Source organism: Lentzea tibetensis (assembly GCF_007845675.1).
GTDB classification, from domain to species: domain Bacteria; phylum Actinomycetota; class Actinomycetes; order Mycobacteriales; family Pseudonocardiaceae; genus Lentzea; species Lentzea tibetensis.
Genome location: NZ_VOBR01000002.1, coordinates 199,293 through 212,257, shown reverse-complemented (window position 1 = coordinate 212,257; position 12,965 = coordinate 199,293). Strand labels below are relative to the sequence as shown.

Annotated in this window: 10 protein-coding genes; 6 read left to right on the top strand and 4 right to left on the bottom strand. The window is 71.9% G+C overall.

Annotated elements, in window-relative coordinates:
• Positions 1–6 precede the first annotated feature (6 nt).
• The 3 genes from FKR81_RS02965 to FKR81_RS02955 all read left to right on the top strand — a co-directional run bounded on the left by FKR81_RS02965 (position 7) and on the right by FKR81_RS02955 (position 3,141).
• Positions 7–1,074: a sensor histidine kinase gene (locus FKR81_RS02965; RefSeq protein WP_146349329.1), complete on the top strand. Its 1,068-nt coding sequence runs from the start codon at positions 7–9 to the stop codon at positions 1,072–1,074.
• On the top strand, positions 1,071–1,709 hold the full coding sequence (locus FKR81_RS02960; RefSeq protein ID WP_146349328.1) for a response regulator: 639 nt from the start codon (positions 1,071–1,073) through the stop codon (positions 1,707–1,709). The genes FKR81_RS02965 and FKR81_RS02960 overlap by 4 nt, the downstream gene beginning before the upstream one ends.
• A gap of 106 nt (positions 1,710–1,815) precedes the next feature.
• Complete coding sequence (locus tag FKR81_RS02955; RefSeq protein ID WP_146349327.1) at positions 1,816–3,141, top strand: nucleobase:cation symporter-2 family protein; 1,326 nt, start codon at positions 1,816–1,818, stop codon at positions 3,139–3,141.
• On the opposite strand, the gene FKR81_RS02950 is transcribed toward FKR81_RS02955, so the two are convergent.
• The 3 genes from FKR81_RS02950 to FKR81_RS02940 are packed head-to-tail and all read right to left on the bottom strand — an operon-like array spanning position 3,110 to position 6,253.
• On the bottom strand, positions 3,110–5,179 hold the full coding sequence (locus FKR81_RS02950) for a hypothetical protein (protein ID WP_146349326.1): 2,070 nt from the start codon (positions 5,177–5,179) through the stop codon (positions 3,110–3,112). The two genes, FKR81_RS02955 and FKR81_RS02950, sit on opposite strands and share 32 nt — an antisense overlap.
• Complete coding sequence (locus FKR81_RS02945; protein ID WP_146349325.1) at positions 5,176–5,877, bottom strand: ABC transporter ATP-binding protein; 702 nt, start codon at positions 5,875–5,877, stop codon at positions 5,176–5,178. Before FKR81_RS02945 ends, FKR81_RS02950 begins: the two co-directional genes overlap by 4 nt.
• Before the next feature lies 1 nt (position 5,878).
• On the bottom strand, positions 5,879–6,253 hold the full coding sequence (locus FKR81_RS02940) for a peptidase inhibitor family I36 protein (RefSeq protein WP_146349324.1): 375 nt from the start codon (positions 6,251–6,253) through the stop codon (positions 5,879–5,881).
• Positions 6,254–6,364: 111 nt separating this feature from the next.
• Here FKR81_RS02940 and FKR81_RS02935 point away from each other — a divergent pair, with 111 nt between their 5' ends.
• Positions 6,365–9,199, top strand: coding sequence for an AfsR/SARP family transcriptional regulator (locus FKR81_RS02935; RefSeq protein WP_186762721.1), 2,835 nt, complete (start codon positions 6,365–6,367; stop codon positions 9,197–9,199).
• Between the two features lie 82 nt (positions 9,200–9,281).
• Here FKR81_RS02935 and FKR81_RS02930 read toward each other — a convergent pair whose 3' ends face one another.
• On the bottom strand, positions 9,282–10,106 hold the full coding sequence (locus FKR81_RS02930; RefSeq protein WP_146349322.1) for an IclR family transcriptional regulator: 825 nt from the start codon (positions 10,104–10,106) through the stop codon (positions 9,282–9,284).
• Between the two features lie 93 nt (positions 10,107–10,199).
• Here FKR81_RS02930 and FKR81_RS02925 point away from each other — a divergent pair, with 93 nt between their 5' ends.
• Both FKR81_RS02925 and FKR81_RS02920 read left to right on the top strand, forming a co-directional pair.
• The gene (locus FKR81_RS02925) at positions 10,200–11,417 is read left to right on the top strand and encodes an MFS transporter (RefSeq protein ID WP_146349321.1); all 1,218 of its coding nucleotides are present in this window, start codon (positions 10,200–10,202) and stop codon (positions 11,415–11,417) included.
• Positions 11,418–11,448: 31 nt separating this feature from the next.
• The gene (locus FKR81_RS02920) at positions 11,449–12,633 is read left to right on the top strand and encodes a 4-hydroxybenzoate 3-monooxygenase (protein WP_146349320.1); all 1,185 of its coding nucleotides are present in this window, start codon (positions 11,449–11,451) and stop codon (positions 12,631–12,633) included.
• The last annotated feature ends 332 nt before the right edge of the window (positions 12,634–12,965 follow it).

Genomic DNA, 12,965 nt, shown 5'->3' with positions numbered 1-12,965 from the left:
CCTGCCATGTCCTCGACGCGACCGGCGGCCTGGGTGTCACCGGTGCTCTGCGCCGCGGTGCTGGCGGCCGGGTTGTACGCCGGGTTCGCGGGCCTCGGCACGACGCGGCTGCCGCTGTTCCTCGGCGGGCTGGCCGCGCTGGTGGTGCTCGATCTGGCCGAGCACCACCGCTACCCGGCGGGCACTCCGCGGTGGCCGGCTGCCGCCCTGCTCGCGGCCAGGACGGCGTTGTTCTTCGTCGTGGTGTCCGCGGACGGGGCCGGGGTGTCCAGGGCGTTGTTCGTGCTGGTGCCGTTCACCGCGTACTTCGCGTTCGGGCGGACGGTGGCCATCGGGCTCGGCGCCGCGTGCGTCGGGCTGGCGGCGGCCACCGCGCCGCACTGGTACTCCGACGCCGAGCAGGTGTCGGACCTGGTGATGCTGTCGCTCGGGCTGGTGCTCGCGATCGCGATGGCCGCCGTCGCGGTCGAGGAGCGCCGGGGGCGGGAGCGGCTCGCCGAGCTGTCGGCGACGGCCGAGCGCAACAGGGTCGCGCGGGACATCCACGACGACCTCGGCCACCACCTCACCGCCGTCGTCGTGCTGCTGGAGAAGGCCTCCGCCTTCCGTTCCCGGGACCCGGAGGCCGCCGACCGGGCCGTCACGGACGCGGAACGGTCGGCGCGACGTGCGCTCGACGACGTCCGACGGTCCGTCCGGGCGTTGCGCGCCGAGCGGTTCCGGCTCTTCCCCGCGCTGCGCGAACTGGTCGCGGACCAGGCCGACGTCGCGCTCGACCTGACCGGTGACGAGGAGGGCTTCTCCGCGACGACGCTCGGCACGCTCTACCGCGCGGCTCAGGAGGGCGTCACCAACTCGCGCAGGCACGCCGACGCCCGGCGCATCACGGTGACCGTCGACCTCAGCACCTCGCACGCCCGGCTCGTCGTCGGCGACGACGGCCGCGGCTATGCGGAGGGCGAGGGTTTCGGACTGCTCGGCATGCGCGAACGGGTCCAGCTCGCGGGCGGCAGCGTCGACATCGCGGGCTCGCCTGGCGAAGGCACCCGGCTGACCGTCACCATTCCACGGTGAACGTTCGCGTGCTGGTGGTCGACGACCAGGAGCTCGTCCGCGAGGGCATCGCGTCGCTGCTGGCCATCCAGCCCGGCATCGAGGTGGTGGGCACCGCGGCCGACGGCCTCGGCGCCGTCGAGCAGGCGGTCGCGCTCGCACCGGACGTGGTGCTGATGGACATCCGGATGCCCGGCGTGGACGGGGTCGAGGCCGTCGCCCTGCTGCACCGGCAGGCGCCCGCGTGCCGGGTCGTCATGCTGACCACGTTCGACGACGAGGAGTACGTCGTGCAGGCGCTGCGCGCGGGCGCTTCGGGCTACCTGCTCAAGGACCTGCCGTCCGCGGAGCTCGCCGCCGCCGTCCGGCTGGCCCACGCGGGCGTCGCGCAGTTCGACCCCGCGGCCACGGCACGTCTGGTCACCGCGCTGTCCCGGCCGGCGGGCGGCGGTCCGGCCAGGGGGAAAGTGCTGACGGACAAGGAGACCGAGGTGCTGCGGCTGGTCGCGGGCGGCTCGACCAACCGGGAGATCGCCGGCCTGCTGCACCTGAGCGAGGGCACCGTGAAGAACCACCTGTCGCGCATCCTCACCCGGCTCGGGCTGCGGGATCGCACCCAGGCCGCGCTCTACGCCCGCGACCACGGGCTGCTCTGACCCGTCCGGCAGTACCGCTGAACGGAACGCCGGTCACGTCAGCGCCTCCGCGCCGTGAGGGCCCGTGAATACTCGGCGCAGCGCCCTGACCTGGAGGAGCCCCCGCATGGATCCCTCGCCCCGGCACCCGGTCGACCAGGTGCTGCCGCCCGCCCGGCTCGGGTTGCTCGGCCTTCAGCACGTGCTGGCGATGTACACCGGATGCGTGACGGTTCCGCTGGTGTTCGGAGCCGCCGCCGGGCTCGACACGCACACCATCGGCCTGCTCGTGAACGCCGACCTGCTGGTGGCAGGTCTGATCACGCTGCTGCAGGCGCTCGGCATCGGCCGCGTGCTCGGCATCCGCCTGCCGGTCGTCGCGGGTGCGACGTTCACCGCGCTGACGCCGATGATCCTCATCGCCGGCCAGTACGGCGTGCAGGCGGTGTACGGGTCGATGATCGCCGCGGGCGTGTTCGGGCTCCTGATCGCCGTGCCGTTCGCCCGCGCGGTGCGCTTCTTCCCGCCCGTGGTCACCGGCTCGGTGATCGCCGTGATCGGCTTGTCGCTGATCGGTGTCGCGGCCGGACTGATCACCGGCCTGGACCCGGCCGCCCCGGACTACGCCGCGCCGAAGCGTCTCGCGCTCGCCGCGGGCATCGTGCTGCTCATCATCCTGGTCGGCCGCTTCGCCAGGGGCCTGCTCGCTCAGCTGGGCGTGCTGGCGGGTCTGGTCGGCGGCACCGCGGCGGCGGTCCTCATGGGACTGACCGACTTCTCCTCGGTCGGCGGCGCCGACTGGCTGGGCGTCGCGGCACCGTTCCACTTCGGCGCACCGCAGTTCCCCGTGGCGGCGGTGATCTCGATGTGCGTCGTGATGCTGGTGACGTTCACCGAGTCCACCGCGAGCATGCTGGCGGTCGGCGAGATGACCGGCCGTCCGGTCACGTCGCGCGACCTCGCCCGAGGCCTCGCGGCGGAGGGCGTGTCGGGCGTGCTCGGCGGTGTCATGAACGGCTTCATGGACACCGTGTTCGGTCAGAACGTCGGCCTCGTCGGCATGACGAAGGTCCGCAGCCGCTACGTGACCGCCGCCGCGGGCGGGTTCCTCGTGCTGCTCGGTCTCGTCCCGAAGCTCGGCGAGGTCGTCGCGTCCTTGCCCGGCCCCGTGGTCGGTGCGGCGGGGCTGGTCATGTTCGCCACCGTCGCGGCCGTGGGCATCGGCATCCTGCGCGCGGTGGAGTTCGAGAACACGGCCAACCTGCTCATCGTCGCCGTGACCATCGGCGTCGGCATGCTGCCCGTCGTCACGCCGAAGATCTACCACGCGTTCCCGGCGTGGGCCCAGGTCATCGGCGGCAGCGCCATCACCAGCGCGGCGCTGACCGCCTTCGTCCTCAACCTGCTCTTCAACCACACCGTCAGGCAGCGCGAGCCCGCACGCCGGACATGAGCGCTGCCAGGCAGAACACACAGGCGAGCAGGCCCACCTGAGCCCACGGCACGCGCACGCCCAGTCCGATGAGCGCCATCGGCGGGATCGCGATGACGCAGGCGAGCACCACGCTCACCACTACGGCCACACCGCTTTCGACGAGCAGCACTTGCCGGATCCACCGGCGGCTCACCCCGATCGCGGTCAGCCGCGCCGAGTACCCGCGCGACGTCCGCGCCTGCGTCCTGGCCACCGTCGCGGCGCTCACCACCGCGATCAGTGCCAGCCCGATGACGACCGCGTAGAGCGATGCCGGGATGAACGCGGGCTCCGGCGGCCGGTGCACCAGCACGAAACCGTGGCCCAGCCGGGCATCCAGCACGGCCTGCTGCGCCGCGACGGCGTCGTCGTCGGGCACGTTCGTGAACACGACGGCCGCGTCCACCGCTCCCCCGGCGTGCTGGGCGAGCACCACGCCTGCCGCCGATGCCCGCCACGTCGGGTCGGTGAACGTCAGGATCCGGCCAGCGCGCAGACCGTCCACTTCGGATGGTGTGAGCGGGCGGCCGTCCAGTGCGGCGACGTCTTCTGCCGAGTCGACGACGAGCAGGTGGTGGTCCGCGACGAACCGGGTGCGGATCGCGGTTCCGGAGAGCCGGGTGGTGACCGCGGCGAGCACCTCGGCCGGTGGCGCGTGCCCGATGCCGTTGCGTCCGCTGACCACGACCTGGTGCGGCGCCGCGTCGGGCACCGTCTTGGCTTCCTGGTTCGCGATCTCGGTGGCGAGCAGCGTCATCATCGCCAGTGGTGGAGCGAGCACCGCGGTCAGCACGGCGACGGCGGACACGCCGCGGTCGCGCAGCCGGTGACCGCCCAGCCGCAGCCGCGGGTCCCGGCGTGGCAGCAGGCCCGCGAGGTAGCGCACCACGTCCGGCGCGAGCAGCAGCACGGCCGCGCCGACGGTCGCGGTGAGGAGCATGGCGCCGACGACGCCGCCGGTGCGCGCGATCTGGAAGACGATCACACCGCCGAGCAGGATCGCGAGGCAGCGGCGGGTCGTCGTCCACGAGCCCGCGGTCCGCGAACGCGGGCCGGTCCGGAAGTACAGGGCACACGCGACGAGGGTGACCAGCAAGATCTGGGACACGGGTGCCAGCAGGCCGGGCAGCGGGGAGAGCGGTTCGTCCCGGTCCCGCGCGAGGATCGGCCGCACAACCATCCCGATGCCCACCCCGGCGAGCGAGCCGAGGACGGTCCAGATCATGGTCCACGCGGTCGCCGCGACACCGACGGCGTACGTCTGGCGCACGCCGATCGAGTGCAGCAGTGTCGCGGTGCGCCGCGACCACGCGAGGGTGAGCCCGAAGATCGCCAGCACCGACAGCAACGGCAGCGCGAGCGCCGGAATCCGGTACGCCAGCGGGTAACGCTCGACCCACGACCGCGGCTGGTGCCCCTGCCGGGTCACGACCGGACCGCCCAGCGCGGCACCCGCGTCGGCGGGCCCGTTCCAGTACACCGACCGCGTGGCGCTGACGCCGGCGGCGCTGAACCCGGCCCAGGTGCCCGGAGCGGCGAGGATCGTGTTCCAGCCGGAGTACCGGTCGTGCACGACACCCACGACCCGCAACGTGGCGGACGGCACGGCCAGCGTGTCGCCGCCCTTCCTGTTGAGCACCACTTCGCCCGGCTGCTCCGGCCAGCGCCCGCTGACCAGCGAGTACCGCACGGGGAACGGCTCGGCCGTCCAGTCCGTCTCGACGTAGCTCGTCACCGGCGCGTCGACCACCGACGGCCGGATGTCCAGTGAGGACAGGGAAACCGCGACGTCCCGCCCACCGGCCCCGCGCACCGACGCGAGGTCGGGTGACGCCTCCGCGCTGAGATCGATCTTGGCGTCGAACCGGCCGAGGTCGCGTTCGGCGACCTGCTCCTGGGTGAGCGCGAACGCCTGCACCGCGATGAACAGGCCGACCAGCACCGCCGCGGTGACGAACATGATCGCCGACGACCACGTCAGCGTCCTGTTGCGCATCAGCCTGACCGCGAACCTCATGCCGGCACCCCCGCGGCGGCGTGCAGCCTGCCGTCGACCATCTCGTACACGGTGTCCGCGATCTCCCGGCACATCGGGTCGTGCGAGCACACGACGGCCAGCACGCCGTCGTCGCACAACGACCTGATCAGCTCGAACAGCTCGCGGGAACCGCGGGAGTCGAGCGCGCCGGTCGGTTCGTCGGCCACCAGCACGCGCCGGTCGCCGACCAGCGCCCGCGCGATGCCGACCCGTTGCCGCTGCCCACCGGACAGGTGGCGCGGCAGCCGGTGCGCCACGTCCGCGAGGCCGACCCGGTCCAGCTGTTCGAGCGCCCGCCGCCGTCCTTCTCGACACTGTGCCCGCGAATTTCGGGTGGCCTCCAACGGCAAGGCGACGTTCTCCAGCGCGGTGAACTCCTCGATCAGGTTGTGGTCCTGGAAGACCACGCCGATCGTGTCCAGCCGCAGCCGGGCGCGCCGGCTCTCGCCGAGCAGGCCGAGTTCGGCCTGCCCGACGAGGATCCTCCCGGCGTCCGCGGTGTCGAGTCCCGTGATCAGGTTGACCAGCGTGGACTTGCCGGACCCGCTCGCCCCGAAGACGCACACGAACTCCCCCGCGTGCGCGACCAGGCTGGCGTCCCGCACCGCCGGAACAGCGTCGGCGGCGGAGACGAACGTGCGGCTCACGTTCTCGACCACGAGCAACCGGGAGGACATGTCAGCACCGACCCTGGGTGTTCCAGGACGAGAGCTTGTTGTCGTCCCGGACGCTGATGTCGTTGTCCGACGTGCCGGCGTTCATGGTCACGCACCGGCCGCGGCCGCCGCCGTCGTGGTACCAGCGCGCGTCGACGTTCGTGAGGTTGCGCCACGACGACATCAGGTTGTCGAAGGTGCTGGACACGGTGTAAGTCGGCTTGAGCGGCTCGCGGACGCCGAACCGGCCGATGAAGTTGTTGTCCTTGTAGATGCAGACGCGGTCCGGCGTGCAGGCCTCGGCCTGGATGCCGATGTCCGCCGACGCGACACCGATGCCGCCGAGCACGACAGCCCCCACGACGGCCGTTCCGACCGCCAGTTTCGTGAACTTCATGGATCCCCATTCCTTCGATCTGGCCTGCTCTCCCGGCAGGCAGGTGAACTTTCGCCGGCACGTTGCCCAGATCCCGCCCAGATCGAGTAGCGGAGCGGGCACAGTGTGTACGTGGAATTCCGGGTACTGGGGCCTCTCGAGGTCCGCGACCGAGGTACGGCCGTCCCGGTGGGAGGTTCGCGGCAGCGGGCGGTGCTGGCGGCACTGCTCCTGCGGGCGGGTGAGACGGCGAGCATCAGCTACCTGGCCGACACCGTGTGGGACACGCCGCCCGCGACACCCGCGTCGAACCTCCGCACCTACGTCTCCGGGCTGCGGCAGTGCCTGGGAGCGGAGCGCGTCGCCACCCGGCCCGGCGGATACGCGCTGGTCGTGGCGCCGGACGAGCTGGATCTCAGTGAGTTCACCGCGCTGAGCGCCGCCGGTGACGAGGCGCTGCGCTCGGGCGATCTCCCCGCTGCCGCCGCCACGTACGGACGGGCGTTGAACCTGTGGCGCGGCAACGCGCTGGAAGGGCAGCCGGTGGGCGCGGGGCTGCGGGCCGAGCTGACCCGGCTGAACGAGCGGCGGCTGGTCGTCGTCGAGCGGCGCGTCGACGTCCGGCTGGAGCTGGGCCTGCACGCCGACCTCGTCGGTGAGCTGCGCAAGCTCGTGGCCGACCACCCGTTGCGCGAGCAGCTGTGGGGGCAGCTGATGGTCGCGCTGCACCGGTCCGGCATGCGTGCCGAGGCGTTGCGCACCTACCAGGAGGTCTACCGGCTGCTCGCAGCCGAGCTGAGTGTCAGACCAGGTCAGGAGCTGCGTGATCTGCACGCGAAGCTGCTCGCCGACGCCCCCGCGCGGCCCGCGCCGACCGACCGGTCACCCCGGCAGCTGCCGCCGGAGGCCGATCACTACACCGGCCGCGAGGACGCGCTCGCCGAGCTGGCCGAACTGGTCAGCCGGTCGCCTGTGCTCCCGGTGGTCACGGTGACCGGCAAGCCCGGTGTCGGCAAGACGGCGTTCGCGGTCCGGGCCGGTCACCGGCTCGCCACGGCGTTCCCGCACGGGCAGCTGTTCGTCGACCTGCGCGGCGCGGACTCGCGGCCGCGCTCGCCGGACGAGGTGCTGGCCCGGTTCCTGCGCGACCTCGGGGTGTCCGGTGTGGACGTTCCGGGGTCCGCCGAGGAACGGGTGATCATGTTCCGCGACCGGCTCGCCGGCCGGAAGGTGCTGATCATCCTGGACAACGCGGCGTCCGAGGAGCAGGTCAGGCCGTTGCTGCCGGGTCACGCGGAGTGCTGCGTCGTGGTCACCAGCCGCAGCAGGCTGACCGGGCTCGACACCACGAAGCGCATCGCGCTGGGCGCACTCGGCCCGGCCGATGCCGTGCGCCTGCTGGACGAGCTGGCGGGCGCGGGCGAGGACCCCGAGGCGCGGCGCCTCGCCGAGCTGTGCGGCGGACTGCCGCTCGCGTTGCGGATCGTCGGCACGAAGCTGCGGTCGTTGCCGCACCTCACGGCCGGTGCGCTGGCGACGAGGCTCGAGGACGAACGGCACCGGCTGGACGAACTCGTCGCGGGCGATCGCGAGGTCCGGGCGGGCTTCCTGCTCAGCTACTCCGGCCTCGACCCGGCGACGCAGCGGGCGTTCCGGCTGCTGGCGCTGCTGCCGGGACGGACGTTCCCGTCCTGGGCGGCAGCGGCGGCGCTCGGCGTGGACCTGCGCGCCGCCGAGCGGCTGCTGGACCGGCTCGTCGAGGCCAACCTGCTGGAATGCGCGGGTCGCTACCGGTTCCACGACCTGCTCCGGCTGTTCGCGGTGGAGCAGGCCGGTTCCGACGAGGAGCGCGCCACGTCGTCGCGCCGGGTGGTGGACGCCTACCTGCACATCGCGCAGCAGGCGGACGCGCGGCTCGAGTTCGGCGGCCTGCACCGGTTCGACGCGCCCGCACTGGATCTGGGCGCACCCGGCCTGGTCGACTCGCTGCTCACCGACGCGGGCCGCTGGCTCGACGCCGAACGCCGCTGCCTGGTCGACCTCGTCGAACGGACCGTGCGCGACGGGCTCGACGAGCTGACCTACCACCTCGTCGCGACCTTGGGCGCCTACTGCGAGCTGCGCGGCCGCTGGGACGACATGATCGCCCTGATGGAACCGGCGCTCGCCGCCGCGCGCAGGCGGGGCAGCGCCTACTGGCAGGCCTACGCGTTGTTCGGCTGGGGTTTCGCGGCACGGGAGAAGCACGAGTTCTCCCTTGCGGAGCAACAGTTCCGGGAGTGCTTCCAGGTGCTGCCCGCCGCGGGCGACGCGCGGCTGGAGGTGGTCGTGCTGCTGTCCGTCGGCGTCGGGCACCGGCTGCAGGGCAGGTGGACCGAGGCGGCCGCCTGCTTCGCCGACTGCCTCGCCCGACTGGACACTTTGGACGAACCCCGGTGGCTCGCCTACACGTTGCGCGAGATGGGTGTCCTGTACCGGTACCAGGAGAAGTGGGACGAGGCCGAGGTGTGCCTGCGGCAGGCGGTCGACGGCTTCGGCCGTCTCGGTGACCGGCGCTGGCGTGCGGCGTCGTTGCGGGACCTGGCGATCGTGCGACGGGAGAACGGCGACCCCGACAGCGCGCTCGAGATGCTGACCGTCTGCCGCGACGTCTTCGTCGACGTCCACGACCAGCGCCGCGAGGCGGGGAGCTGGCGCAGCCTCGCGTTCCTGCACCTCGGCGCCGGCGACCTCGACCAGGCGCTGGCGTGCGCGGTGCGCAGCCGGGAGCTCTTCGCACTCACCCTGGACGAGCACGGCTCGGCGTGCACCGAGGTGTGCCTCGGCGAGATCCACCTCGCACTCGGACAGCACGAGCGGGCGCTCGCGTTGCTGCGCGGCGCTGTCGCGTTGTTCCAGCTCCTCGGTGACGCCCGCTGGCACGCCAGGGCGGCGCGCAGCGTGGAGCTGTGCCTCACCGGTTCGTGAGGCCGACCACCAACGCACGAGCTCGCCCTGGTGCGGGACATGTGTCCGTGAGATTCGTCGGGACGGCCGGCCAGGAAGGTGCTCAGCTGCGACGCCTCATCCGTTTCGTGAGGTCCAGGTCGTGCACGTAGCCCGGATACGGGTCGTCGCCCGCGGCGGCGAGCCGGTCGGCGATGCCTTTGGCCGCGGCGAGTATCGGCGGCGCCAGCCGATCGGGTTCCACCCGCACGGTGTGCACGACGACGCCGACCGCCGCGATGGGGCGCCCTTCGGCGTCGAGGATCGGGCATGCGACCGAGCAGTTGCCGAGCGTCATCTCCTCCTGCGTCGTCGCGTAGCCGCGTGATCGGATGCGCTGGAGGTCCTTGCGAAGCCTGCCCGGCTCGGAGATCGAATAGCGCGTCAGTCGCGCCAACGGGTGTGCCAGGTACTGGTCGACGTGGTCGCAGGTCTCCCACGCCAGCAAGGCTTTGCCGACACCGGTGGTGTGCAGGGGCAGCCTGCCACCGGTGCGCGAGACGATCGGCACCGACCGGTGTCCGCTCAGCTTCTCCACGTACAGCGCCTCGTTCCCGTCGCGGACGGCGAGGTGGACGTTCTCCCTGGTCGCTTCGTAGAGACCTTGCAGGAACGGCATCGCGATCTCACGCAGCCGGGTGTGCAACGGACCGAGCAGACCGGCTTCCCAGAGCCGCAGGCCGATGCTGTACCGGCCGTCCTCACCGCGCTCGAGCGCACGCCACTCGGTGAGCTCACCGACCAGCCGGTGCGCGGTCGTCAGCGAGAGGCTCGCGCGCCGGGCGATGTCGGACAGCGTCAGCCGGGGGTGCTCGATGTCGAACGCGTCGAGGATGCCGAGCACCCGCGAGGTCACCGATCGTCCGTCGTCGCCGGTGTTGCCGGACATCGTCGGCCTTCCGCTGAGTGGAAGAACTGTCTACCACCACCGACGTGACGACGGCCACCATTCCTGCATTCGCCGCAGGAACAGGAGCGTCACATGTCAGCGACGACCCCGACGACGTCCGCTCAACGCACGCACGGCCGATGGCCGGTGTTCCTGTGCTGGCTCGCCGTCGCGCTGGACGGGTTCGACCTCGTCGTGCTCGGCGCCGTGATCCCCGTGCTGGACAAGAACAAGGCCCTCGGCTTCGACGCGGCGTCGCTGACGCTGGTCGCGACGGTCGGCCTGGTCGGCGTGGGAATCGGTGCGGTCGCGGTCGGACCGCTCACCGACCGGTTCGGCAGGCGAACGACGCTGATGGCCTGCATCGCGGCCTTCTCCGTGCTGACACTGGCCATCGCGTTCGCGCCGAACGTCGCTGCGTTCGGTGTGCTCCGCTTCCTCGGCGGCCTCGGCCTCGGCGCCTGCCTGCCGACCGCTCTGGCGTTCATGACCGAGTACGCACCACGAGGCCGCGGGGGCTCGGCGGTGACCATGATGATGACCGGCTACCACGTGGGAGCGGTGCTCACCGCGTTGCTGGCGATCGTGGTGATCCCCGAGTTCGGCTGGCAGGCGATGTTCGTCATCGGCGGGGTGGCCGGCCTGCTCACGCTGCCGCTGATGTGGATCAAACTCCCGGAGTCCGCGGCCTTCCTTGCGGTGGAGCGGCGGCCGGACGTCTCGGCGACGTCGAAGGTCGTACGCGGTCGCTACCTGCGCATCGGCATCGGCATCTGGGTCGCGTCGTTCATGGGACTGCTGCTGGTCTACGGCCTCAACACGTGGCTGCCCAAGATCATGGGGCAGGCCGGCTACTCACTCGGCGCCTCGCTGGGCCTGCTGCTGACGCTGAACCTCGGCGCGGTCACCGGCCTGCTGGTGGCAGGGCGGGTCTCCGACGCGCGGGGGAACAAGCCGACGGTGCTGGTGTGGTTCGGCGTGGCCGCGGTGTTCCTCGCCCTGCTTTCGATCAGGATGCAGACGCAGGTGCTGGTGTACGCGGCGGTGTTCCTCGCGGGCGTCTTCGTGTTCAGCGCCCAGGTGCTGGTGTACGCCTTCGTCGGCCACCTGTACCCGAGCGAGGTCCGCGGGACCGCGCTCGGCCTCGCCGCGGGGGTCGGGCGGATCGGCGCGATCATCGGCCCGTTCCTCGGCGGCGCACTGGTGTCAGCGGGACTAGCCTATCCGTGGGGCTTCTACGCGTTCGCGTTCGCGGCCGTGCTCGCCGTCCTCGCGTTGCTGACCGTTCCGGCACACGGGCACACCGCGTGAGCGCGCCACGTTCCCGTTGAAGGAAGGCACCATGTCCCGCATCGTCTCCAGCACCACGGTCGGCATCGTCGGGGGCGGACCGGCCGGACTGATGCTCTCCCACCTGCTCCACGTCGCCGGTGTCGAGTCGGTCGTCGTCGAGTCCCGTTCCCGCGACCAGATCGAGCACACCCACCGGGCGGGCATCCTCGAGCGCGACAGCGTGCGACTGCTGGTCGACTCGGGTGTGTCGGACCGCGTGCTGCGCGACGGCCACGAGCACCAGGGCATCGACCTGCGCTTCAACGGGGTCAGCCACCGGATCGACTTCCAGGCCCTCGTCGGCGCGTCGACGTGGCTGTACCCGCAGACCGACGTGTTCGCCGACCTCGCGGCCGCGCGTGAACGCGACGGCGGCGACGTCCGGTACTCCGTGACGGACACCGCCGTGGTGGACGTGACGAGCGACCGCCCCGCGATGCTCTTCACGGACAGCAAAAGCGTGCGGCACGAGGTGCGGTGCGCGGTGCTGGTGGGCGCGGACGGTTCGCACAGCACGACGCGCGCTTCGGTGGCGGACCGCAAGGAGTACTTCCGGCAGTACCCCTTCGCGTGGTTCGGCATCCTGTGCGAGGCTCCGCCGAGCGCTCCCGAGCTGATCTACTGCCGGTCCGAGCGCGGTTTCGCACTCGTCAGCCGGCGCACCGACGCGATCCAGCGGATGTACTTCCAGTGCTCGCCTGACGAGTCGGCCGACGACTGGTCCGAGGACCGGATCTGGTCGGAGCTGCAGGCGCGGCTCGCGGGCGAGGACGACTTCGCGCTGACCGAGGGACGGATACTCGCCCGGACCGTGCTGCCGTTCCGGTCCTACACGTGCGAGCCGATGCGGCACGGGAACCTGCTCCTCGCCGGCGACGCCGCGCACACGGTGCCGCCGACCGGCGCGAAAGGACTCAACCTGGCGCTGGCGGACGTGCGCGTGCTCGCCGAAGTGGTGGAGCGCGCGGTGCTCAAGCACGACTGGTCGGCACTGGACACCTACACCGGCCGGGCGGTCGACCGGGTCTGGAAGGCGCAGCACTTCTCCTACTGGATGACCACGATGCTGCACGCGTTGCCCGGCGCGTCGGACTTCGACGTGCACCGCCAGCTCGGCGAGCTGGCGGCGGTCGTCGGGTCGGAGCACGGCAAGCGCTACCTCGCCGAGGCCTACACCGGCTGGCCCAGGTCGTGAACGAGCAACCGAAAGCCGGCGCAGCGCGATCGCCGACCAGCTCGGCCTCGAGCTTGTCGACCAGGCGCTGGTGAGCCGCCTCGGGATCACCGGCGCCGAACGCGCACCCCGTTGCCCGGCACCAGTCGAGGAACCGCCCGAGCGCCTGGTCGAGCGCGCCGGTCCTTCGCCGCCCGCACGACGTCCACAGCGGACCCTCCTGGCCCGCCGGGGTTGACGAAGAGCGAGCCGATCCGCCGTGCGGGATCGGCCGCGGGCAACCGGATGACCGGCAACGCCGTGCTGCCGTCCTTCGGTTTCTTGTAGTCGAGCGCCGACCGTTCGTTTCCTCA